A 21807-nucleotide genomic window follows, 5' to 3' on the forward strand; every position below is an offset into this window, starting at 1 on the left:
GGCGGCTGCCGCTTTTGCCGAGGCTCTCAAAGAGCGTCCATTTTCGGTCAAAGCTATCGCTTATCTTGCGGCCAGCGCGGGCTCGATCGCCCTAGGGCGTCTAGGTAGAAAATAGGCGGTGAGCTAGAGTCAGGGCTGCGTTGGAAAGCTTCGCCTGTTATCGTCCTGCATCAGGTTTATCGCGTCCTCATGACATAGAGGGGCGACTCACCCGAATCCATCCAGACAAGTAAATGTAAGCGGGGAAAATAGACCATATTACGTTCGACCACGTGGAACGTATTCGCGGGCAGCGCACCAGGCTTGATCCCAAGTTTTTCGTCTGCAAAGGTGATTTCGTAGGTTTTTGGATCGATTAGAAGCAGAACGACGCTGCGCTCGGCTCCGTCGCGGTTTTTCATCAATGGCACTGCGTAGATAAAGGCGTCCCAGTCATCGACATAAGTCAAAGCCGCTCCATCGGGTCCCTTGGTGGAGAATGAGTCTATGGTGATTCGCGGGTCGAGCCTTGCTTCCACCACCCGCCGCTGTCGCGTGTCGAGGTCATGGATGCGGAGCTTTAGCGGCCACCAGTCTCGCACGTGCATGTTTTTGCGGCTGACGAGCGTGATGAGCCACCACTCCCGCCCACGACGTTCCAGGGTGCCGCCACGCGCTTCATATCCGCCCTGGATATCTTTTCGATCTTGCCACTCGTTCGTGGCTGGGTTCCAGGCCATGAACCGCCCATAGTCGCCATTATCGGTGGGCCCGGCGATGACGAAGCCGCTTCGCTCGTCAAAGGTCGAATCAATGTTTTCGCCCATATACCCTTCCGCGCCCCGATAATCTTCCCCGGACCGAAACGATCTGTCGAAAGGAAAGCGCACGGACCATTTGCGCGTCTTGAGATCGAAATCCCACCAGCGACGGCACACCATGACGACCTTTTGATCAATCGGGTCGTAGGTTAGGGAGCGGTAAGTATGGCGGGCCGTTGGATTCCCTTGATTGTCGATGTCATAGTATTCGCTGCGATCTCTCTCCCATTGGGCCTTCGTTTCCGTGTAGACCGTGTAACTTCCTGTCGCTGGAGGCCGCTTTGCGTAACTGGGATCCCACTTGGCCGGATCGCTCGGCAGCGCTTCGATGTCCCACTGGAGCTTGGCCGCGTCGAGTCGATACAAGCCGTTGTTGCTTCCGTCCGCGTGGCCGCCGCCGAAGAACCAGGCTCGGTTACCTTCTCGGTCCACCGCAAATCCGTTCCATGCCCGGGTGTACAAGCCCCAGTTTCCGAGCTCTCTCCAGGTGGGAATCGCGGCCTTGATCCGCGGCTCCAGGTTGTCTTTCATGGCAGTGCCATCCGCCTTGACCCAAGTCTTGAGTGGCAACCGCTCGAAGGACACGCGGTTGATGAGTCCCTTGGCATCACGGCCTGGCTTCCATGTAAAAGTAGACGGGTCGTAGGTGCCGACATTCGTTCCTGTGCTCCAAGAACTTGCGTCAACGCCATGTTCAGCACGAACCAAGTCTGAAGCCAAAACTCCGGTGACTAGGAAGCAAGCGATCAAGCTGCGCACTGCGGTACTCCAAAACCGGCTTTCTATGAGAGTGAAAGTCACCATAAAAACATTTTTGCTGTGGCGCAACGAGATCATATGGCTGCGATCGTTGCCGGAGTACAAAAATGGTGTCCCGAACTGTAACACTTTGTTAGTATTTTCTTATGGCCCCTTTTTAGAACGGAGGCGACGTGCCGTATATGGGCAATGCTCCGGATGAGAGCGATTGTGGAATAGGAGAAGTTGCCGTGCGCTTTCTTATGTTCCTTTTGTTAGGCTTTCTGAACATGGGAGTTCCGGTGATGGCGGCTCATCAAGGTTATCATGCTTGGGACTGCGGCGATTTGGCCAACGGGTATGGCCCTTTCGACTATCGCAAGGCCACCTCCGAGCAGAAAAGGCTGGTTGAAGGCGCGCACTTCACAGCCGGTATTGAATCGCTGCTCCAAGGGCGTACGGGAAAGATAGGTGCAGATATTGACTATACGCTTCGGGCCTTTCCCAATCACCCCAGGGCGCTTATGGCCATGATTCGGCTTTCCGAGAGAGAGAAGCGTGATCAGCCGGATGGGGCACGCTATACCCTGGAGTGTTACTTTGACCGGGCGCTGCGCTTCGCCAACGACGACCCCAACGTGCGGCTCGTTTACGGAATTTACTTCCTGCGAAAAAACAATCCCCAGGCCGCCTTGCAGCAATTCGAGGAGGCGAAGGCACTGGGGCTGGAGGACCCGAACCTCGACTATAACCTCGGCTTAGCCTATTTCGAACTTGGACAGTACGACAAGTCCATAGAGCACGCGAAGCGAGCCTATGCGCTTGGTTACCCCTTGACCGGATTACGTGAAAAGCTGCAGGCGAAAGGTCACTGGAAGTAGTCTCGGTTGACGCTTGGCTTTGAAGCAAAGGTCCCCCATCCTCCTCCCGACTCTCCCCCTTAGGAGGGGGAGGCAAGTCGGCCGTGCCGTGGCAGACTGAAATGAGGCAATCACCATGAAAACAGGTTCCGCTTGGCCTGTTATGGTCTTGGCACACAACGAGGAGGAAAAGATCGGTGTATGCTTGGACAGCCTGTGTGCCGCGGAGCCGGAGCACGAGCTGGACATATACGTGATGGCGAACGGATGCACCGATCGAACGGAGGACATCGTTCGCGAGTATTCGCGCTCTCGCTCAGAGGTTCATCTGGTCTCGATCGCACTCGGCGACAAATGCAACGCCTGGAACGTCTTTATCCATGAAACGGTCCCTCTGCGGTGTCCCGGTCGAGAGGTCTACTTCTTCATGGATGGAGATGCACGGATACGTGCGGGCTCCCTCTCGACGATGGCCGAAGCGCTACGAGCCGACTCCCATGCTCATGCAGCATCCGCCGTCCCGGGCTCGGGTCGCAGCATGGTGAAAGACCGGCGAGAGATCCTCGAACAACGGGGCCTTGTGGCGAATCTGTACGCTTTGCGCGGCGCCTTCGTCGAACGCTTGAGGCGCCACGGCGTGCGACTGCCCCTCAAGCTCGAGGGCGACGACGGCCTCCTGGGCGCTCTCATCAAGTGGGACTTGGAGCCCCGGGGCGAGTGGGATGATCGCCTGATCCATCCCTGCCCGGATGCGGTTTTCGAATTCGATTCGGTTCCCATCGGAAAGCTGAGCGAATGGCCCAAGTATTGGCGGCGACTCGTGCGCTACGGGCGGCGGCACTTCGAGTTCCAGCTTCTGGGGCCACGGCTGCGGCGGATGGGGCTGGCGGGATTGCCCGCCGATATCCAGGAGTTGTACGCAGGTGCCGATACCCTGAGGCTGCCCTGGAAAGGCATCTACACGCTGACGCATATGGTCGCCCTGCGCCAGATGCGCAGGATCGGGCGGGCGCGCCAGGCAGCCGGGGAAGTCGGCTCCTGATGCTATGGTGCCTTACATAATCCTGCCACGAAGCGATGCGCTGTATGGCTCTCTCCCCTCTCCACGGAGAGAGGGGAGCCTTGCCGTCAGCATAGGCAAAGCAATTGTCATCCAGTTGCGTAATTCTCGGTAAGTTCAATCACAATACAGCTCATCGAGCGGGGATGGTTTCCTTCTACCTTCGATTTGCCCCTATCGTCGTCACGTTCACGGTGGTCTCGGTCTGCCTTGCGGAAGAGGTAATACCGCTCTACGACGGTCCCAGCGGCGCTACCTGCGATTACTACAACACCGCGGCTCGCATCCCCTGGAAAACGCGCGGCGGCGATTGGATCGATGCCAAGGGCAAGCAGGACGGTCCTGAGCCTTACGCCGAACGAGTGATTGCCCAGGAGGCCAGCGCGGTTCCTGTGCAATGGGATGTCACGGAACTCGTTCGGCGCTGGCTGGAGCAACCCTCGTCCAACGGGGGATTGCTCGTCCAGGCGATACCGGCGACCCGCTCGGGGGTCGTCAATTTTTACAGCCGCGAAAGCTCGGAACCTGCTTATCACCCGCGGCTGCGGATCACGTTCACCGACAGAACCGAAAAGGAGATCCCGCCGGCCGCCGACACCTCCTTGCATTGTTCCACTAACAAGTCGCTGGGGAAGATGGAGATCCTGCGCATCGGCGGTGGCTATCGGTCACTGCTTTATTTCGATATGCGCCCGGTCGCAGCCGCCAGCGGCCTCCAGCGCGCGGTTCTGGAACTCACCAAACAGGCCGAAGGACAGACCGGCGCGGCGACAGCCGGAGTCTACGAGCTGGATGCCCCGCGGATCGACCGCAGCGCTCAGGTGCGTCGGGGCCTTGCCGATCGCTATCCCAACGATCAAGGCATCGAGCGGGACCCGGCGGTGGTCAAGTTCGAGGGGTTCGAGAGCCGGTCCTGGACGAACGGGTGGGCGATCCAGAAAGAAAGCGTGTTCCGGGTGGTGGATCGGGACGAAAGCTTGCGCTTCGAGCCGCTTCAGGGAAGGGCCCTTCGCGTGACCGTCAGGAAAGGCGGCAACCTGGGGCTCAACATGGAGTACTACTTCGAAAAGGGGAGCGAACCGGAGGAGATCTACTTCCGCTATTACCAGCGCTTCGGCAGCAACTGGGCTCCTATCGCTGATGGGGGCAAGATGCCTGGGGTGGCAGGCACCTACGGCATGCAGGGTCGCGCCACCGGCACCAACGGCTGGTCCATCCGCAGCGAGTTCCTGCGCAAGCCTGAGCGGGAAAACCCCCTCGCGCGCTATACGATCGCCGCGAGCTACGCCTACCACGCGGACCAGAAAGGCAGATATGGAGACCTCTGGGTATGGTCTCTTGGGCCGCGCGGTTTTCTGGAGAACAACCGCTGGTACGCGATCGAGCACTACGTGAAGATGAACACGCCGGGCCACAACGACGGGATCTACAAGGTGTGGCTCGACGGCCGACTCGTGTTCGAGAAGACGGACGTCCGCTACCGGGACATTCCCAAGATCAAGATTCAAAAGATCCACGTCAATTATTGGCATGGGGGCATGACGCCCTCGCCCTACGACCAGGACGTGTTCATCGACAACCTGGTGATTTCTCGCGAGTACGTGGGGCCGATGTCACGGTAGGGCCTAAACCGTCGTATGGGTCAGCATCGTTCGGTGCGTTTCGCTTCGCTCAACGCACCCTACAGGAGGGCGGCCCGAGCAAGCTGTGGGCTGATGAGAGTGTCGAGGCACACAAAGTTCCTGCGAACCGTGGCCGTCCTCGTGGGGTGGAGCCTCGTGTCGCTCAGCGCGCCTTCGATGGCTGCCGAGTACACGGGGCGCCCGGACAATTATCTGGCCATTCTCGGGCGGCTCGCTCCCGGCGATACCCTCTGGCTCGCGCCGGGGACGTATCGCTACGGGCTTCCCATCCATCGGTTGAGCGGGACCGAAGAAGCGCCCATCGCGATCTCGGGGATCCCCGGCCGAGAGCGGCCAGTGTTCCTCGCCCGCCGGGGCGCCAATACCGTGAGCCTGGTCAACGCCGCTCACATCGTCGTCCGCAATCTGGTGCTGGACGGGCGGAGCCAGATCGCGGATGGAGTCAAGGCCGAAGGCCACGCGGCCTTCGCCCACCACATCACGCTGGAAAACCTCCTGATCATCAATCACGGGGTCGATCAGTCCATCGTGGGCATCTCCACCAAGTGCCCCACTTGGGGATGGGTGATCCGGGGCAACGTGATCCTGGGAGCCGGTACGGGACTCTATCTCGGCGATTCCGACGGCCGTGCCCCTTTCGTCTCCGGGTTGATCGAGCACAACGTGGTGCGCGACACGATCGGCTACAACCTGCAGATCAAGCACCAGATCGGGAGGCCGCAGCTTGCCGGGATGCCCATCGGGGATAGTGAGACCGTCATCCGCCACAACGTGTTCAGCAAGGCAAACAACGCTTCCACTGGCCCCAGGGCGCGCCCGAATCTCCTCGTGGGGCATTGGCCGCCCGAAGGCCCGGGGGTCAACGACCGGTACCTTATTTACGGCAACTTCTTCTACGACAATCCTTCCGGCGAACCCCTGTTCCAGGGCGAAGGCAATGTGGCCCTCTACAACAACGCTTTCGTGAACCCCTCGGGTTCGGCCATTCTCATCCAGCCTCACCGCGGCCTGCCGCGGGAAATCCACGTTTTCCACAACACCGTGGTCGCCCGGGACGCGGGCCTCGTCGTTCGCGGCGTAGCGCCGGGTCATGCGCCGGTGGTCGCCGGAAACGCTGTGTTCGCGGGGGAGCCTATTTTCGGTCTGGACGGGGAAGGAAACCTGGGTTTGCCCTACGCCGAAGCGGCGCAGTATTTACGGGCGCCTTTCGCCGCTCCCCCGCATCTGGACGTGTCGCCCCTGGGTGCATTGCGGCTCTCTTCGGACACGCTGCCCGAGCGGCTCCGGCGCTTGCCGGAAGCGACCATGGACTACGACGGGCTGCCCCGAAAAGCGGGGACAGTGGGGGCGTTCGCTTACCGGCCCGAAGGCAGGCCCCTTGCCCTGGAGGGCGGTCCGGGCGGGTCTCCCCGCCGGACGGCGGGCCCGTGAGCCCTAGGCCCACCCCCAAATTCGCCGCCCCTGCCCAGGTGGTATCGGGCGTTCCACATTGGCGCGCGTCCCATCATGGCACTGGGGGACCGCAATTCGATTCTCTCTCCTTCGAGAGGCGGCTGGGGGTTCGGGGAGGGCCGCTCCGCGTCTGCACACACATAGAACCCATCCCCCTCCTAGCCTCCCCCTTGAAGGGGCAGGAGGACATGGGCATGCCGGGCCGTGGGCGGGTTAGGGGAGGGGATGGGGTTCCCTCCCCTTCAAGGGGAGGGTTAGGGAGGGGATGGGTTTTCATGATCACCGCCCAAACCATTCCATTCCTGATTCTTTCCTTGAAGGGCGGCGCGGAAATAGCCAGTGAATGGTTGACGAGTTGTGGACTATGGGCATTAAGGGGGCCGTAAAGGGAGATCGGGATGTCAAAAAACTTAACATTCCGGTCATCCAAAAACCCGCCCGGTCCGTCAGGATTGGCTATACTTGGGCTTGTTCAAGGTGTTGGCGTCTACCCGGGGTACCCGGTACACAATTTGCTAGTCACTAGAGGTTAGAGCCAAGCGCCTTTCCCGGGATTATGGATCACGAACCGATCGAAAAAGGCCGTCGCGGCCTCCTGAAAGGGATAGTCGCCGCGCCGCTGGTGTTGACGGTGCGCCCGGCCTCGGCCGTCGCCGTGGGCAGCGCTGCCGCGTGCGTGGAAAACGATGCACTTAAGGCGACGAGTTACGGCACCAAGCCCGCCGAGATATCGGCTGTGGATGCAGACGAGTGGATGCGGGTCAGACTCTACGTCTATCACCTCTACAAAAACCCGCACAAAAAGATTCCCGGCCTTTACTTCATCGGCACCGACAACACCCGGTTCTGGCGGCTGGTGAACCAGGGCAGCGGCAAGTTTGGCGCCGAACTCACGGAGTACACGGTTTTCAACGTCCATCGCTTCGAGAAGGCCCCCGGAAACTACTACGCCCTTTCTTACGTGGACGGTGAGGGAACCGACATCCGGCAAGTGGGCTACGCGTGGGAGCCTAACGGGGGAACGCCGATCACCACTTCTTGCTGGACCTCGGTTTCTCCGATCAAGGTCTGAAGCCCCTTCCGGGCGTGGGCGCCAGGCGGGACGGCACCCCCATCGCTTCCGGCTCGTCTCGGCGCTGGGCATTGCGCGCTTCCGAGGGATTGCGCATCTTCCGCGAGGGGGGCGAAGCTTTGGTGTTCAATCCTCTGTCCTGGCAGACCCATTACCTCAACGAGACCGCGCTGCGCGTCCTGGACGCCTTGACCTCCGGGCCTCGGCCCCTGGAGGATCTGGTGGCCGCGGCCCTCGAGGGTTCCGCTCCCGCCGACGCCCATTGGCGATCCCAGGTCTTGCTCCTCCTGGAGGAGCTGGAGCGCATGGGGCTCGTCGTCCGCGCCGATGAATGAAACCGTCGCGGGCCTGCCCCACGAGGCCATCGCCACCCGCTTGCGCTCCGCCGGCCTGGCGCTGGATTTCGGCCTGGTGCGGGCGCGGGTGCGCTCCGACGTACCCGCCCTCCCCGATCTGCTGAAGCGGCTCTACGGGGCTTTCCCGGCGCTGCCTTCCGAAGGCTTCTTCGACTTGACCGTAGGGCTCTATCGGCAGCGGGGCTTGAGGCGGGTGGTGCGTCCCCAGGTGGTGTTCCAGGTGGACGGATCGGTCCCCTTCCAGCCGTTTCCCGCCGATACCCATTTGCCCTTGCTGGAGTGGGGCATGAACTGGTGCATCGCCCAGCGCTGCCACCGCTATCTGCTGCTCCATGCGGGCGTGGTGGAGCGGGAAGGCCGGGCGGTGGTGCTTCCGGCCCATCCGGGCTCCGGGAAAAGCACCTTGACCGCGGGGCTCGCCTGCCGGGGCTACCGCCTGCTCTCTGATGAGTTCGGCGTCGTGGATCTCGAGTCCGGGCGGCTGTTGCCCCTGCTGCGCCCTGTTGCGCTCAAAAACGAGTCCATCGGCGTGATCCGGCGCTTCGCCTCCCAAGCCGTGCTGGGGCCGGAATTCCCCAAGACCCGCAAGGGAACCGTGGCCCATCTGGCGCCCTCGCCCGAGAGCGTCGAGCGACGACACGTCCCCGCGCAACCCTTTCTGATCGTCTTTCCCAAGTACGCACCGGGCTCCCCCGTGGCGGTGGAGCGCGTCCCCGCTCCCCGCGCCTTCGTCAAGCTCTCGGGCAACGCATTCAACTACGAAACCCTGGGCCCCGCCGCCTTCGACGCGGTGGCCCGGCTTACTCGGGCGTGCGAAGCGTATCGGCTCCAGTACGGCGATCTGGAGCAGGCCGTCCGCGCCGTGGACCGGCTGACGGACCGAGCGCCCCGGGCGGGGGAACAAGAGGGCACTTTCGAGAAGCGAGCGGACGTTACCGGACATGGCTGACGAAAAGAAATCGGAAAGAGGGGATGTCGCAAGGCGCTGCTCTGGACCGCGCGTACCCCACCCCCTCCCAACCTCCCTCTTGAAAGGGGGAGGATGACATCGGCATGCCTGCTTTCCTTTTGAAAGGCGAGCATCTCGGGGGGATGCTGGCCCGTGGGCGGGGGTGGGGATGGAGCTCCCTCCCCTTCAAGGGGGCGGAGCGGGGGTTTTGCAGAGCACTGCTCTCTCGCCCACGGAGCCGGTCCGGCCTGCCTGCCGGGCCGTGGACGGGCCGGGGTGGGGATGGAGCTCCCTCCCCTTCAAGGGGAGGGTTGGGGTGGGGATGGGTTTTCATCCTCACCGCCGAAACCCATCCCGATATCGTGGATTTCGTCTGCTTTCAAGCCCGGCTGATAATCGAGGTCGATGGCGGGCAACACCCAGGGTTGCGCATCGGATCGGATACGCGACGCCTAGCGGGAAGAGCGCGGCTATCGGCTCTTGCGTTTTTGGGATTCACAAGTTTTGACTGAGTCGACGGCGGTATTGGAGAAAATCCTCGCCTCTTTTCCCCCTCTCCCCCGCCTCTCTCCCTCGGGGAGAGAGGGGTGATAGCCCATCTGAGGACCCTAGTCGATGCCCCTGCCTCCGCCGATCGCCTCCCTTGTAACTTTGCTCGCTCGTCCCGAGTCGGCACTGCGCTTGGATCTCGTCGCCTGGGACGGGGTGGTGCGGGTCGGGCGCACCGCCCGGCTGCTTGCTGCTCTGCGTGCGCGGCTGGAGAGGGCCGGAATGCTGGAAGCGCTGCCGGCGCCGGTGCGAAATCACCTGGATTCGGAAGCGGCGCTGGCCCGGTTCCAACGCCAGGCCGTGTTGTGGACCCTCGCCCGTGTCGAGGCCGCCCTGGAAGGCATCGAGGTTCCTCAGGTGCTCCTCAAGGGGGCCGCGTACCTGGTCCAGGGTTTGCCCTGCGCACAAGGGCGGCTGGTGGGGGACGTGGACCTGCTGGTCCCCCGGGATGCGCTGGCCGAAGTGGAAGCCCGGCTGCGGGAAGCGGGCTGGCAGTCCAAGCCCCTGGACGCCCACGACGAGCGCTATTACCGGCAATGGACCCACGAACTGCCGCCCCTGCGGCATCCTGAGCACGCCCTGGAGCTGGACGTGCATCACACGATTCTGCCGCCCCTGGGAAAGCTGCGGCCGCCGCCCGAGCGCCTGCTGGACGCGGCCCGCCCGGTCCCAGGAAGCCGATGGCGGGTGCTGGCCCCCGCGGATCAGGTGCTCCACGCCGCCGCCCACTTGTTCCACGATTCCGATTGCAGCAACCGCTTGCGGGACCTGGCGGATCTGGATAGCCTGTTGCGCGGCTTCGGGGTCGAGCCCGGGTTTTGGGAGGCGCTGCAGGAACGCGCCCAAGTGTTGGGACTGGGCCGCCCCCTCTGGTACGGGCTCCATTTCGCCGGCCGGTTCTTCGGCACGCCGGTGCCCCGGCAGTTGGCTTCGCAGGTCCAGGGCGCCGTGCCGCCCGCGCCGGTCAAGTGGCTCGTGGAGCCGCTGATCGCCTCCGTGCTACCACCCCCCGATCCGGACCGCCTCCCTGGCCCGGGGCGCCGCTTGGCTCGGCGGGTCTTGCTCGCCCGCGCCACCTGGCTCAAGCTGCCCTTGGGGCTGCTGGTGCAGCACATGTTCGTCAAGGCGCGGCGATCAGCCGCCGAAACTGCAAACGCACCATGAGGGAAGCCTTGATTTACGGTTGGGTGGATTTTTCTGGCGTGCGGCCGGGAGGCGCGCCCCGGGTCGATCAACGCCCCCAGGGAGGGCCGGCCCAACGCTGGACGGCGCCAGGCCTGGAAGTGGTGGTGGACCCCCTGGCCGCCGACGTGGCGGTCCAGGACACTGCCATGGCTTTGACCTGGGGGCGGCCTCGGTTCGAAGCCGAGGCTGGTGGAGGGGCGGCGGACCTATCCCCGGCGCGATGCTGGCTGCGCCTGTACCGGCGCCACGGCGCCGCCGTGGCGCCGATGGTCAAGGGCCCGTACGCGGTGGCGATCCTGGATTTCGCCCAGGGCCGCGGCGTGCTGGCCGTGGACCGGTTCGCCCGCGAGAGCCTGTGCTACGCCCGGGAGGGAACGCGGCTCGCTTTTTCGAACCGCGCCGACCGGGTGCCCCTCGTCCGGGCCCCGGAGCTGGATCCCCAGGCGCTATTCGATTACCTCTACTTCCACATGATCCCGGCGCCCCGGACGGTGTTTCGGGGCGTCTCCCGCCTGCCGGCGGGGCATGCGTTGGAGGCGAACCGGGACGGCGTGCGCGTGCAGCGCCACTGGGTGCCGCGCTTCGAAGAAGAGCGGCCGGCGCCGCTCCGATCCCTGGCGGAAGAGTTCCGGCGGCTGGTGCGGGAGGCGGTGGCCCGGGAAGCCGATGGGGCGGCGGTCGGGTGTTTCTTGAGCGGCGGCACCGACAGCTCCACCGTGACCGGTATGTTGCAGGAGGTGACGGGGCGCCCGGCCCGGAGTTTTTCCATCGGCTTCGACGCCGCGGGCTACGACGAGATGGCCTACGCCCGCATCGCCGTCCGCCACTTCGGCGCCGAGCACTACGAGCACTACCTCACGCCCGAGGAGCTGGTGGAAGGCATTCCCCGGGTGGCGGCCCATTACGACCAGCCCTTCGGCAACTCTTCGGTGCTGCCCGCCTATCGCTGCGCCCAGCTGGCGGCGTCCGCGGGCGTGGAGAAGCTGCTGGCGGGCGACGGCGGCGACGAGCTGTTCGGCGGCAATGCCCGGTACGCCACGCAGAAGCTCTTCGCGCTCTACGAAGCGATTCCGGCGCCGGTGCGCCGCCGCCTCGTCGAGCCGCTACTCGCCGACTCGACGGCCTTCGCTCGGCTTCCCCTCGTGCGCAAAGCCGCAGCCTACGTGCGCCACGCGCGGCTACCCATGCCCGACCGGCTGGAAACGTACAACCTGCTGACGCGGCTGGGGGCCGAGCACCTGCTCGCGGCGGATTTCCTGGCCTCGGTCGATCAAGCGGCGCCCCTCGCGCAGCAGAGGGCGGTCTATGGCGCCTCCAGCGCCCGCGCCCTGGTGAACCGCATGCTGGAGTACGACTGGAAATACACCCTGGCGGACAACGACCTGCCCAAGGTGCTGGGGGCGACGGCGCTCGCTGGCGTGCAGGCGGCCTTTCCGTTCCTCGCGGAAGAGCTCGTGGATTTTTCCCTGCGCCTGCCGCCACGCCTCAAGGTGCGGGGTTTGAGGCTCCGCTACTTTTTCAAGGAGGCGCTGCGCGGCTTCCTGCCGGAAGCCATCCTGCGCAAGAAGAAGCACGGCTTCGGGCTTCCCTTCGGCGTGTGGGTGCTGCGACATCCGGGCCTTCGGGAACTGGCTTTTGCCAGCCTCGATGCTCTGGGCGAGCGCGGCATGGTGCGGAAAACGTTTTTACGGGAGCTGATCCAATCCCATCTTCCACAGCATCCCGGGTACTATGGGGAAATGGTGTGGATCCTCATGATGCTGGAGCAATGGCTCCAGGCCCGGGAGCGGCAGGCGCGCGCCGAGCGACCGGCGGCCATCGCCTGAGCTTGAGACAAGAAGCAAGGGCGCGCTTCGGCGCGCCCCTGAAGGCCGGCTTGAACCTTTAGAGCGACCTGACTAGAATAGTGACTAGTTCATTTCCGACCGACGCGAACCATGTCCACATGGCCGGTGCAGGATGCCAAGGCGCGCTTCAGCGAGCTGCTGCGTGCGAGCTTGGTTGAAGGTCCGCAGTTCGTCACTCTGCGTGGCAAGGAGGCGGCCGTGCTGGTGCCCGTCAAAGAATGGCGTCGCCTATGCGAGCAGGCTCGGCCCCGGCTCAAGGCGCTCTTGCTCACGCCCGGCGCGCCTCGGAATCTGGAGGTTCCAGCAAGGGGGCGCCGCCGCCGTCGAGCGCTGAAGCTTGCAAAAAATCCGTAGCAGGGGAAGGCGGTCGCCGTTCTCCGAGGCGTGACGGAACTCTTATGAGCTCACGGCATGTACTTGCTTGATACCAACATCGTCTCGGAGCTCCGCAAACGCAATCCGCATCGCGCCGTGCTGTCTTGGCTCAAAGCCGTGCCGGAGACCGCGTTGTATCTTTCGGCGGTGACGCTCGGCGAGATCCAAGCAGGTATCGAAATCACCCGTGAGCAAGATGCCGCGAAGGCCGGCGAGATAGAAATCTGGCTTGAACAGCTCGCGCAGTCGTCCCAGATATTACCGGCGGACGCGGCCGTCTTCCGTCGTTGGGCGAAACTGATGCATCGCCGCCCCGACCATCACCTGGAGAACGCGCTGATCGCCGCCACCGCGCTCATCCACGGTCTTACGGTCGTCACGCGCAACACGCGCGACTTCAAACCCTTTTCCGTCCCCCTGCTCAATCCTTTCGTTGCCGGAAAAGATAAAAGCCCTTCTTGAGCGTCGCACGGTCGCTGTTGGAACGGGCGGTACCGTAGTAATCGTAGGGTGATGCGCTTCAGCGCACCGCTGCCCGGTTTCGAATGCACCGACACCCGGCGGTGCGCATCGCCGCGCTTGGCGCGCTTTATTTCGTCGGCTTCTCCGCCCTCATCAGGAAGGCGTGGCTCACGGCCAGCCCCAGCGGCGGAATCCAGCGCAGAAGGAGCCGGACGGCCGGATGCTCCATGACGGCCTGCCAGCGCTGCCACCGCACCGGCAGAATGGGCATCCAGTAAAGACGCACGTTTTCGAATCCGGCCTCCCGGATCACCCGCCGCAGGGCCCAGGGCGACTCGTAGCGCAGGTGCATGGGCTTGCCTCGCGCCCAGCGCTTGAGCCGAACCCACAGGTTCGCTAGGCACCAGCCGTTCAAGGCGTCGATCCACACCGCGCCGCCGGGGCGCACCGCCCGGGCGAGCTCGCGTACCGCCGGCGCCGAGGCAGAGAGGGCCTGCAGCACACCTAAGCACAGGACGCCGTCGAATCGAGCTGCACGGAATGGAAGCCGCTGCACGTCGGAGACCACCCAGGCGCAGTCCGCGCCGTCGCTTCGCTCGCGGGCTTTGCGGAGGGTAGGGGGAGAGTAATCCACCGCCACGACTTGGGCGCCTGCGCGGGCGAGGAGCCGGGAATAGGTGCCGGCACCGCACCCGGCGTCGAGCCACAGGGATTCGGGCGTCAAGCCTTCCCAGAAGGCGAGGAAATGGCGCAGCCGCGCTTCCAGCCCGCTCGCGCTCCAACCGGCGATCCCCGCGTCGTCGTCGCGCAGCTCGGCGAACTCCTGGAAGCGCCGGCGCCAGACGGTCTCGAACGGGGCCGGTCCTCGCGGCGGTCGGCTAGGCGTTTCTGGCGTCGTTGGATGCATTCGATGGTGGGACAGGGACGGACGGCGGCCACGCTCGAGGGGCCGGTTCGGTTGCCGGTACCACTTCCCGGGATACCACCATATGGGTGAGCGCCAACATCGCCGCCAGCAGGTAGGGGTAATCCCAGTAGGCGAGGCCCAGGAACGATCCGCCCACGAAATAACCCACCAAGCTCACTTGGATCATGGCCGCCAGATCGCCGGCCCAGCGCAGATCGTCGCGATCCTTGGATGCTTGGATGATCTTGGAAGCCGTTCTCCAGACAAACCACCAAAAAAGCATAAATAGACTCAGCCCGACGTAGCCATGCTCTCCAAGCACGCCGAACCAGATGCTGTGGGAATCGTGAAAACGCTCCGGCTCTGGAGCCCAGCGCTCGAAGGCGCTGGGCTTGAAGGCCTGGAAACCGCCGCCGGTGATGGGCCGGTCCTGGGCGAGATTCAAGGCGAAGGCCCAGGCGTTGAGCCGTCCGAGAGCCGAGGAATCCTCCTGGTAAGTGGCGATGGTGCCCATGCGCTCGAACCACCGCTCCGGCATCACGCTCAGGCCGAGGAGCAGGACCGGCGGCAGTAGGAGCAGGAGGAGCGCTTTCCTGCGGCTCTTGAGCCAGAGGAAAAACACCATGGCGATGATGGCGAGAAGCCCGCCCCGGGAATAGGAGCCGATGACCGCGATAGCGCATAGGCCCAGGGCGCCGTACAGACCCCAACGCAGCCACCGCTGCTCGGTCTGCTGGGCCATGTAGTAGAGGAGCGGCGCCACCATGGTGATGGCCAGCGCAATTTCGGTATTGCCCGAGATGTAGCTGCCGTAAGGGCCCAACACCATGCCCGCGCCACCGGTACGCAGCGTGAAAAGACCGCCCTTGACTCCATAGAAGGCGATGGAAAGCGCCACGACCCGCACGAGCCACAGGATGCGCTCCTTGTCCTGCATGACGAAAAGCGTCAGCAAAACCCCGAGCTGGACCTTGATGAACTTCTTCAATTGATCCACCGCGGAGTCGGGGTACAAAGCGAAAATGGTCGTGATACACACCCACACAATGAAGGCGATGAGCGTCATCGTCAACGCCGATACCGGAAAGCGCTTCTTCTCGGGAGAGAGCAGGAACGCGATGCCGGTGGTGAGCCCCACCACCTGGGCGAAGGGAAGATCCCGGGCGAAGCTCCAGGTGGAGCGGTGGGGGTTCATGAGCCCGATCCAGTGCCACAGGAGCATCCCGATCCATGGGCGCTTGAACACGAAGACAAGCGCCCCGAAGATGAATCCCGTGAGAACGATGTCGCGCAGGGGCATGATTAAGGCGCTGACTTCTCGGGTTCGAAAACCGGTTCTCGGATTTTGTTGACTACGTAACGGTACTTGCCCGTGGGCTCGGGGGCGATCGCTTCCACTTCCTCGATCTCCACCGTCACCCGATCCCCCAGATGGTGGCGGAACGCGGCGAGCATGCGCTCCCGCGTCCGCACCCTATCGTAGCTCCGCCTCACCACCAATTGCAGGCGCACGAGATCCAGCGCTTCCTGAACGATCTTGAATTGCTCGACGCCAGGCAACTCCCGAAGCAGTATCGAAAAGGCCGTGCCGTGGACGCGCTGGCCGCTCAAGCCCAGCAGGAGATCGTTGCTGCGGCCTTGCACTTCTTGAAGAAGGGGCAGCCCGCGCCCGCAGGGGCAGGGACGGTCGGACAGCACCGCCACGTCGCCGTTTTTGTAGCGAACGAAGGGAAACTCGTGGGAAAACAAGTGGGTCACCACCACTTCCCCCGGCTTCCCCGGCGGCACAGGGCGGCCGCGCGAATCCACCGTCTCCACGATCACGTCCTCCGCCGTGAGGTGGAGCCCCCCGGCCGGGCACTCGTGGGCGAGGAATCCGGCGTCGCGCCCGCCGTAACCGTCCGCTACCCGGCAGCCGAACACCCGCGCGATCCGCTCCCGCTGGTGGGGATAAAGCCGCTCGGCGGTGCAGAAGGCGACGGCGATGCCCAGATCGTCCAGCCGGATGTCTTTGTGCTCGGCGTGCTGGGCGATCAGGGTGAGGGCCGAAGGATAGCCGAACAGCATCTTGGGCCGGTAGGCGCGGATGTCGGCCACGATGGCATCGAGTTTTTCCGGGGTGAGCGCCGTTGCGGGGACAAGCCGGCTGCGCAGAAGCCGGTCGCGCAACCGCCGCAGGCGGTCCTGCGCTGATAGCTCGATGGGGGAGCTCCAGAGCACTATTTCCCGGTCGCCCACGTCTACGCCCCACCAGCGGGTGGCGCGCCACTTGGCCGCCACGTCATGGGTGATGCGCGCTCGACCGATGTAGAAGCGCAACGGATCCCCGGTGGATCCTGTGGTGGAATAGAGCTTCACGTTACGCGCATTTTCCGCCAGCAGGTCGTCGAAATTGGACCGGATCTCGGCCTTGGTGAGGACCGGTAACGCCGCCAGATCCGAGATGGACCTGATCCCGGCCGGATCGAACCCCGCCTCGACGAAGCGCTGCCGGTAGTAGCGCGTGTGGCTCGCCGCGTGCATGAGAAGTGCGCGCAGGCGCTCTACCCGTAGCCGGTCCAGCGCCTCCGGGGCTAACCACTGGCTACGCTCCAGGGAGCGCAGAACCTGCCGAGTGTCGTGCCCCTTCAAGCGCTCGTGGAGCGGGAAGAGGACCGCCGAGCAGAAGGCCGTGTATAGGCTCATGTGCTAGTTCCTACCGGAAGGCGGCAGCCGGAAAGCCGCCCGTATTCGGCGAGCCACAAGCCGCGGATCGCCTCCCAGCGGTAGCGCCGCGCTTCTTCCAACCCGGCCCGAGCCAGCCGGGCGGCAAGCTCGGCGTCGACCAACACCCGCACCAGGGCGTCGGCCATGGCTTGTGCGTCGCCCGGCTTCACCAGCAAGGCGGTGCGCTCGTGCTCGGCGATGTAGGGGATGCCGCCTGCGTCGGTGGACACGACCGGCACTCCGCTCGCGAAGGCTTCCAGGATCGAGATGGGCATGTTGTCCACCCGGCTGGGATTGAGCATGACGTCCGCGGATTGGTAGAGGAAGGGCATGTGTTCATTAGCCACTCGGCCAGCGAAGGTCACGGCTTCCTGGATGCCCAACGCCCGCGCCAGGGCCTGCAGCCGCTCCAGTTCGGGCCCCGTGCCCGCCACCGTGAGGCGCGCCTCCGGGATACGGGCGCGTACCCGGGCGAAGGCCGCCAGGGCGGAGGCGATGTCGTAGATGGGCTCCAGGTTGCGGGCGACCACGATGTGTTTGCCCGCAACCTCGGGGCGGCGGGCTGCCGGGCGAAACCGCTCCAGGTCCACGATGTTGGGGATCACCGTGGCCTGGAATCCGAACCGCTCGAACACGGCTTTCAGGAACCCGGAGGGGGTAACCAGGGCATCCGCCCGGGCGAGCGCGGCGCGACCGAGCCGTCCGGCGCCGGAAAAGAAGGTCTCGGCACCCCCGCCCCGGTAGTTCACGATCACCGCAATACCCTTGAGTTTCGCTACCCACACGGCGGGGCAGGCGTGCAGATACCAGGCCCAGCCCGAGTTGGCCATGACGTGAAAGAGACTGACCCGTCCCGCGGCGCGCCAGAGTTGTACCAGATACGGCAGGAGGCGGAACAGGGCCCGCAACCCGCGGATGCGGCCGATCCAGGCGGGGCGAGGCTCGGCATTGGTACGGATCACCTCCACCTCCAAGCCCTCCCGTTCCAGCAGCCCGGCGAGCTGCCGGGTCTGGTTGGCCATGCCCCCGAAGGGAGGCGGCAGGGGCCCCACCAGGCCGATCCTCAAGGCGCGTGGCGCTACGGGATTCATGATGTGGGGAACGGGAAAAGTTCGGCTGTCTGCAAGCGATCATTCGTCATGGAAATGGGACGCTTAGTGGCACAGCGCGGGCCGCCGCAACAGGTTTCGCGCCAGGCGCAGGCCGTACCGGATACGGGTCCGGTCCCAGGGTGTGAACCGGGGGATCTGGAACGGATCGCAGCCGGTCCCGGCGGCCCCCCACGCGGTGGAAAAGGCGGCGGCGAATCCCAGCTCCCGCACCATTGCCACGTGCTCGGGAGCATAATCCCGCCCGGGCCTGCCGTTGGGATAGGCGAAAAGCCGTACCGGCTCTCTCAACAGCTCTTCCAGGCGGCTCGCCCCTTCCACGATCTCTTCCCGCGCTTCCTGCGCGCCGACTTTGGCGAGGATCGGATGGTGGACCGTATGGGCCCCGATCCCCATGCCCGCCCGCCGCAGCGCCCTCAACTGGTCGCTGGTGAGCATCAGGTCCCGGGGGAGCCGCGCCCCCGTCCGCTCCACCAGGGCCGCCAGCTTTTCCGCCCGGGCTTCCAGGGGAAGGTACTTGAGGGCCCCGATCAAGGCGGCGATGGCTGCCCGCTTCTCCTCGACGCTGCCCAACGGGTGCACCCCCAGGTCTAGGTCGTCCAGCGCGAGGGGGTTTGCCCGAGATTGCCGCACCGCTTCGATCACCTGATCGTTCCACATGATCCCGCCGTCGAGGAAGCCGGTGGCGATGAAAAATGTGGCGGGGAGCCCGAGCCGCTGCAGAACGGGCAGCGCCACCGTCAGGTTGTCGGCGTAGCCGTCGTCGAAAGTGATACATAACGCCCTGGGTGGCAGTTGCCCGGTATGGAGCAGGGCCACCGCTTCCTCCAGGGGCAGGGGTTCGAACCAGTGCCGGACCCACCGCATCTGCTGTTCGAACGCTTGAGCATCTGGCTCGCCGGGAAAGAGGGGGTCGGGGCTCGTACGCACCCGGTGGAAGATGAGCACCGTGAGGCGCCCCCGGGCGCCGCCGGGAGACAGGCATTGCAGCAGAGCGCGCAGCGGCACGTCCAGCCCGCCGCGCTCTTGGCGGCCCAAGAGAGTGCGGCTTACCAGCATAACCCGAGGACCGTTCCCTTGAGTGGTAGCTTGCGCAGTGCCCCGGTCAGATCCAGCACGAGCTGATCCTCTTGCACGTGCCGCGCCAGGGCCTCCGCGAGCCTGTCGTAGGCCGCGCCCACCACCAACACCTCGGAATCGGCCACCACCGCCTCCAGGCTCGAGCGCAGGAGGGAGCCGATGTGGGGCAGGTGCTCCTCGATGAAGCGGCGGTTGGCGCCCAGCAGGCGCGAGAGCTGCACCTCCGGGTCGTAGACTTGCAACGACAGCCCCTTGCCGATCAAGTGCTCGGCGAGCAGCACCAGGGGGCTTTCCCGCAGGTCGTCGGTGCCCGCCTTGAACGAGAGCCCGATCAAACCCGCGCGTCGCTTGCCCGAGGCCATGATCTTGGCTATGGCGTGGTCGATGTGGGTCCGGTTGGACGGCAGGATCCCGCCCAGCATGGGCAGCTCCACGTCCCGCATCTTGGCCATGTGCAGGGTCGCTCGCAGGTCCTTGGGCAGGCAGGAGCCGCCGAAGGCGAAGCCCGGCTTGAGGTAGGCCCGGGAGATATTGAGCTGGGTGTCCCGGCACACCAGGTCCATCACTTCGAACGGGTCCACCCCGAGAGCCTCGCACAGCCGCGCCGTTTCGTTGGCGAAGGTGATCTTCAAGGCGTGGAAGTTGTTGCAGGAGTACTTGACCATCTCGGCGGCGCGAATGGAGGTGGCGTGGAACTCGCAGGGCAGGTGGCCGAACAGCGCCTTGAGCCGCTCCACCGGATAGGGGTGGGAGGCGCCCACGATGGTGAAGGGGGGGTGGTCGTAGTCGGCGATGGAGGAGCCCTCCCGCAGGAACTCCGGCTGGAAGCATATGTGGAAACCGTCCCCATCGCGTTTTCCCGACTGGCCTTCGAGCAAGGGTCGCAGCACTTCTTCCACCGTGCCGGGCACCAGGGTGGAGCGGTAGACGAAGACGTGGGGCGTGTTCTTCTCCCGCAGCGCCACGCCCAGGGATTTCGTCAAGCGCAGGATGGCCGACTGGTCCTGGCTGCCGTTGGGCGCGGAGGGGGTGCCCACACAGATCAAGGAAAGGTCGCTCTCCAGCACCGCCTCCCGGGCGTCGTCGGTCACCCGAACCCGACCCGAGGCCGCCACCGCCTCCATGAGCTCCACCATGCCTTCCTCCACCACCGGTGTCTTGCCGCGGCGGATCAGGTCCAGCTTGGCGGCGTCGATGTCCACGCCGATCACTCGGTGGCCGTCCCGGGCCAAGCAGGCGAGGGACACCGCGCCCACGTAACCGAGGCCAAAGATGCTGATGTTCACGACTGGGCTACCTCCTGCAAGGGAAGATCGCGGGCGCGGTACGTGGCCAGGCAACGGGCGATGGCCTGGTCCAGCCGTCGCATGGACATGGGCCAGGCGTGGTGGGAGAGCATGCGGGCGCGCCCGTTTTCCGCCAGCCGCTCCCGTTCCCGAGAGTCGTCCAGGATGCGCAGGATCGCGTCCTCGTATTCCTCCGGGGTGGAGGCGACCAGAAAATGCTCCCCAGGCTCCGCGTCCACACCCCCGGCCGCCACGCGGCTCGCCACCACCGGCACGCCCATGGCCATGGCCTCCAGGATCTTGTTCTGGGTACCCCGGGCAATGTTGAGGGGCGCCACCATGAGGGCGGAACGGTGCACGTAGGGCCGCACGTCGTCCACGCTGCCGGTCACCGTGACCCCGGGGATCGATCCCAGGCGCCGCACCCGCCGGGAAGGGTCGGCCCCCACGATGAAGAGCTTCAATCCCGGCCGGCGGGCCTTGAGTCGCGGCCATACCCGCTCACAGAAACTGAACATGCATTCCTGATTCGGGTAGTAGTCCATGCGCCCAACGAAGCAGAGCATGTCACGATCGTAAGGCTCTCGGGCGGGAGTGAAAAATTCCGTGTCCACCCCATTGGGGAACCAGTCGGTGGCCACCGGCACGCCGTAGCCCACCAGGGTTTCCCACTCGGCCCGGGTGGTGGCGGTGCACAGGTCGAACTTGCTCGCGAGGCGCTTCTCCGCCCGCATGAGTTTTACCCCTTCCAGCCAGTAGCCCAGGGACAGGGGGAAGGGCTTGTAGCAGGCGTACTCCAGCCACTTCTGGGAGTCCATGTCGCCGAAGTCCAGGATCTTGGGGATGCCCTGGACGTCCTCCACGTACTGCGCCACCGACGAGCAGTGCACGAAGATGAGATCGAAGCTTTCCCGCGCGAGCAGGCGCCGGATGCGCCGGGCGAGCTCCGGCGAGTAGAAGAAGCCCATGGACGAGGGCGCCCGGGTGGGCAGGCGCGCCACCATGCGCACCACCTGCACCGGATTGTGGACCTGCACCATTTCGAAGTGGGCGCACACCGAACCGAGGCCTTGCCCTTCCCGGGCTTCCGCTTCGGAGCGGGCGAGGGAGGCCACCGTGACCCGGTGCTGGCGGCTCAAGTGCCGGATCATGTTGAACGGCCGGATCTTCCCGCCCCGCTTGGGCGGATAGGGGAAGCGATGGCAGAGGTAGAGAATGTTCATGCCAAGACCTTTTCGCTACCCTGCCACCCGGGGTCTATCCCTGTTTGTCCAGTACAACGCAAGGTGGGTAGACTTTTCGTTTTCCGACGAGTTCTTTCCCCGTCAAGGGGGCGAAGCGGGGGTTTCGCGGGGCACTGCTCTGCGCCTG

At 64.7% G+C, this 21807-nt stretch carries 20 protein-coding genes and 1 pseudogene; 13 read left to right on the forward strand and 8 right to left on the reverse strand.

Features of this window, described 5'->3' with window-relative positions:
- Positions 1-176 precede the first annotated feature (176 nt).
- Positions 177-1637 carry a hypothetical protein gene (locus ACUVYZ_RS03460; protein WP_439933043.1) on the reverse strand — a complete coding sequence of 487 codons (1461 nt, stop codon included), beginning with the start codon at positions 1635-1637 and terminating at the stop codon, positions 177-179.
- Between the two features lie 152 nt (positions 1638-1789).
- Here ACUVYZ_RS03460 and ACUVYZ_RS03465 point away from each other — a divergent pair, with 152 nt between their 5' ends.
- The 13 genes and pseudogenes from ACUVYZ_RS03465 to ACUVYZ_RS03525 all read left to right on the forward strand — a co-directional run bounded on the left by ACUVYZ_RS03465 (position 1790) and on the right by ACUVYZ_RS03525 (position 13348).
- Complete coding sequence (locus ACUVYZ_RS03465; RefSeq protein WP_439933044.1) at positions 1790-2419, forward strand: tetratricopeptide repeat protein; 630 nt, start codon at positions 1790-1792, stop codon at positions 2417-2419.
- A 142-nt stretch (positions 2420-2561) separates the two neighbouring features.
- Positions 2562-3440: a glycosyltransferase gene (locus tag ACUVYZ_RS03470; RefSeq protein ID WP_439933045.1), complete on the forward strand. Its 879-nt coding sequence runs from the start codon at positions 2562-2564 to the stop codon at positions 3438-3440.
- Between the two features lie 164 nt (positions 3441-3604).
- Positions 3605-5080 carry a polysaccharide lyase gene (locus ACUVYZ_RS03475; protein WP_439933046.1) on the forward strand — a complete coding sequence of 492 codons (1476 nt, stop codon included), beginning with the start codon at positions 3605-3607 and terminating at the stop codon, positions 5078-5080.
- A 177-nt stretch (positions 5081-5257) separates the two neighbouring features.
- The gene (locus ACUVYZ_RS03480; RefSeq protein ID WP_439933047.1) at positions 5258-6532 is read left to right on the forward strand and encodes a hypothetical protein; all 1275 of its coding nucleotides are present in this window, start codon (positions 5258-5260) and stop codon (positions 6530-6532) included.
- 577 nt (positions 6533-7109) lie between these two features.
- On the forward strand, positions 7110-7625 hold the full coding sequence (locus tag ACUVYZ_RS03485) for a hypothetical protein (protein ID WP_439933048.1): 516 nt from the start codon (positions 7110-7112) through the stop codon (positions 7623-7625).
- Positions 7626-7639: 14 nt separating this feature from the next.
- Complete coding sequence (locus ACUVYZ_RS03490) at positions 7640-7960, forward strand: HPr-rel-A system PqqD family peptide chaperone (protein WP_446033027.1); 321 nt, start codon at positions 7640-7642, stop codon at positions 7958-7960.
- A complete protein-coding gene (locus ACUVYZ_RS03495; RefSeq protein WP_439933050.1) occupies positions 7953-8930 on the forward strand; it encodes an HprK-related kinase A in 978 nt (325 codons plus the stop codon). The genes ACUVYZ_RS03490 and ACUVYZ_RS03495 overlap by 8 nt, the downstream gene beginning before the upstream one ends.
- A gap of 143 nt (positions 8931-9073) precedes the next feature.
- Positions 9074-9442 carry a DUF559 domain-containing protein gene (locus ACUVYZ_RS03500; RefSeq protein WP_439933099.1) on the forward strand — a complete coding sequence of 123 codons (369 nt, stop codon included), beginning with the start codon at positions 9074-9076 and terminating at the stop codon, positions 9440-9442.
- Positions 9402-9521: pseudogene (locus ACUVYZ_RS03505) on the forward strand (hypothetical protein); the annotation flags it as partial. The gene ACUVYZ_RS03500 and the pseudogene ACUVYZ_RS03505, both read left to right, overlap by 41 nt.
- A gap of 24 nt (positions 9522-9545) precedes the next feature.
- Complete coding sequence (locus tag ACUVYZ_RS03510; RefSeq protein WP_439933051.1) at positions 9546-10643, forward strand: nucleotidyltransferase domain-containing protein; 1098 nt, start codon at positions 9546-9548, stop codon at positions 10641-10643.
- Complete coding sequence (locus ACUVYZ_RS03515; RefSeq protein WP_439933052.1) at positions 10640-12490, forward strand: asparagine synthetase B family protein; 1851 nt, start codon at positions 10640-10642, stop codon at positions 12488-12490. The genes ACUVYZ_RS03510 and ACUVYZ_RS03515 overlap by 4 nt, the downstream gene beginning before the upstream one ends.
- 111 nt (positions 12491-12601) lie before the next feature.
- Positions 12602-12865: a type II toxin-antitoxin system Phd/YefM family antitoxin gene (locus ACUVYZ_RS03520; protein ID WP_439933053.1), complete on the forward strand. Its 264-nt coding sequence runs from the start codon at positions 12602-12604 to the stop codon at positions 12863-12865.
- A 57-nt stretch (positions 12866-12922) separates the two neighbouring features.
- Complete coding sequence (locus ACUVYZ_RS03525; protein WP_439933054.1) at positions 12923-13348, forward strand: type II toxin-antitoxin system VapC family toxin; 426 nt, start codon at positions 12923-12925, stop codon at positions 13346-13348.
- A 127-nt stretch (positions 13349-13475) separates the two neighbouring features.
- On the opposite strand, the gene ACUVYZ_RS03530 is transcribed toward ACUVYZ_RS03525, so the two are convergent.
- The 7 genes from ACUVYZ_RS03530 to ACUVYZ_RS03560 all read right to left on the reverse strand — a co-directional run bounded on the left by ACUVYZ_RS03530 (position 13476) and on the right by ACUVYZ_RS03560 (position 21659).
- Positions 13476-14255 (reverse strand): class I SAM-dependent methyltransferase, encoded by a 780-nt coding sequence (locus tag ACUVYZ_RS03530; protein ID WP_439933055.1) that lies wholly within the window; start codon positions 14253-14255, stop codon positions 13476-13478.
- Complete coding sequence (locus ACUVYZ_RS03535) at positions 14227-15555, reverse strand: putative O-glycosylation ligase, exosortase A system-associated (RefSeq protein ID WP_439933056.1); 1329 nt, start codon at positions 15553-15555, stop codon at positions 14227-14229. Before ACUVYZ_RS03535 ends, ACUVYZ_RS03530 begins: the two co-directional genes overlap by 29 nt.
- A gap of 2 nt (positions 15556-15557) precedes the next feature.
- Positions 15558-16940, reverse strand: a complete 1383-nt coding sequence (locus tag ACUVYZ_RS03540; RefSeq protein ID WP_439933057.1) for a phenylacetate--CoA ligase family protein — start codon at positions 16938-16940, stop codon at positions 15558-15560.
- Positions 16937-18052, reverse strand: a complete 1116-nt coding sequence (locus tag ACUVYZ_RS03545; protein ID WP_439933058.1) for a glycosyltransferase family 4 protein — start codon at positions 18050-18052, stop codon at positions 16937-16939. The genes ACUVYZ_RS03540 and ACUVYZ_RS03545 overlap by 4 nt, the downstream gene beginning before the upstream one ends.
- Positions 18053-18115: 63 nt before the next feature.
- Complete coding sequence (locus ACUVYZ_RS03550) at positions 18116-19129, reverse strand: polysaccharide deacetylase family protein (RefSeq protein WP_439933059.1); 1014 nt, start codon at positions 19127-19129, stop codon at positions 18116-18118.
- The gene (locus ACUVYZ_RS03555) at positions 19120-20436 is read right to left on the reverse strand and encodes a nucleotide sugar dehydrogenase (RefSeq protein ID WP_439933060.1); all 1317 of its coding nucleotides are present in this window, start codon (positions 20434-20436) and stop codon (positions 19120-19122) included. Before ACUVYZ_RS03555 ends, ACUVYZ_RS03550 begins: the two co-directional genes overlap by 10 nt.
- The gene (locus ACUVYZ_RS03560) at positions 20433-21659 is read right to left on the reverse strand and encodes a TIGR03087 family PEP-CTERM/XrtA system glycosyltransferase (protein ID WP_439933061.1); all 1227 of its coding nucleotides are present in this window, start codon (positions 21657-21659) and stop codon (positions 20433-20435) included. Before ACUVYZ_RS03560 ends, ACUVYZ_RS03555 begins: the two co-directional genes overlap by 4 nt.
- Between the last annotated feature and the right edge of the window lie 148 nt (positions 21660-21807).

The organism is Pelomicrobium sp. P1 (assembly GCF_052805615.1).

Coding starts and splice junctions, on each gene's coding strand:
- ACUVYZ_RS03460 (WP_439933043.1), bottom strand. CDS start 1,637: ATGATCTCGTTGCGCCACAGCAAAAATGTTTTTATGGTGACTTTCACT.
- ACUVYZ_RS03470 (WP_439933045.1), top strand. CDS start 2,562: ATGGTCTTGGCACACAACGAGGAGGAAAAGATCGGTGTATGCTTGGAC.
- ACUVYZ_RS03475 (WP_439933046.1), top strand. CDS start 3,605: ATGGTTTCCTTCTACCTTCGATTTGCCCCTATCGTCGTCACGTTCACG.
- ACUVYZ_RS03480 (WP_439933047.1), top strand. CDS start 5,258: ATGGCTGCCGAGTACACGGGGCGCCCGGACAATTATCTGGCCATTCTC.
- ACUVYZ_RS03485 (WP_439933048.1), top strand. CDS start 7,110: ATGGATCACGAACCGATCGAAAAAGGCCGTCGCGGCCTCCTGAAAGGG.
- ACUVYZ_RS03495 (WP_439933050.1), top strand. CDS start 7,953: ATGAATGAAACCGTCGCGGGCCTGCCCCACGAGGCCATCGCCACCCGC.
- ACUVYZ_RS03500 (WP_439933099.1), top strand. CDS start 9,074: ATGCTGGCCCGTGGGCGGGGGTGGGGATGGAGCTCCCTCCCCTTCAAG.
- ACUVYZ_RS03510 (WP_439933051.1), top strand. CDS start 9,546: ATGCCCCTGCCTCCGCCGATCGCCTCCCTTGTAACTTTGCTCGCTCGT.
- ACUVYZ_RS03515 (WP_439933052.1), top strand. CDS start 10,640: ATGAGGGAAGCCTTGATTTACGGTTGGGTGGATTTTTCTGGCGTGCGG.
- ACUVYZ_RS03520 (WP_439933053.1), top strand. CDS start 12,602: ATGTCCACATGGCCGGTGCAGGATGCCAAGGCGCGCTTCAGCGAGCTG.
- ACUVYZ_RS03525 (WP_439933054.1), top strand. CDS start 12,923: ATGTACTTGCTTGATACCAACATCGTCTCGGAGCTCCGCAAACGCAAT.
- ACUVYZ_RS03530 (WP_439933055.1), bottom strand. CDS start 14,255: ATGCATCCAACGACGCCAGAAACGCCTAGCCGACCGCCGCGAGGACCG.
- ACUVYZ_RS03535 (WP_439933056.1), bottom strand. CDS start 15,555: ATGCCCCTGCGCGACATCGTTCTCACGGGATTCATCTTCGGGGCGCTT.
- ACUVYZ_RS03540 (WP_439933057.1), bottom strand. CDS start 16,940: ATGAGCCTATACACGGCCTTCTGCTCGGCGGTCCTCTTCCCGCTCCAC.
- ACUVYZ_RS03545 (WP_439933058.1), bottom strand. CDS start 18,052: ATGAATCCCGTAGCGCCACGCGCCTTGAGGATCGGCCTGGTGGGGCCC.
- ACUVYZ_RS03550 (WP_439933059.1), bottom strand. CDS start 19,129: ATGCTGGTAAGCCGCACTCTCTTGGGCCGCCAAGAGCGCGGCGGGCTG.
- ACUVYZ_RS03560 (WP_439933061.1), bottom strand. CDS start 21,659: ATGAACATTCTCTACCTCTGCCATCGCTTCCCCTATCCGCCCAAGCGG.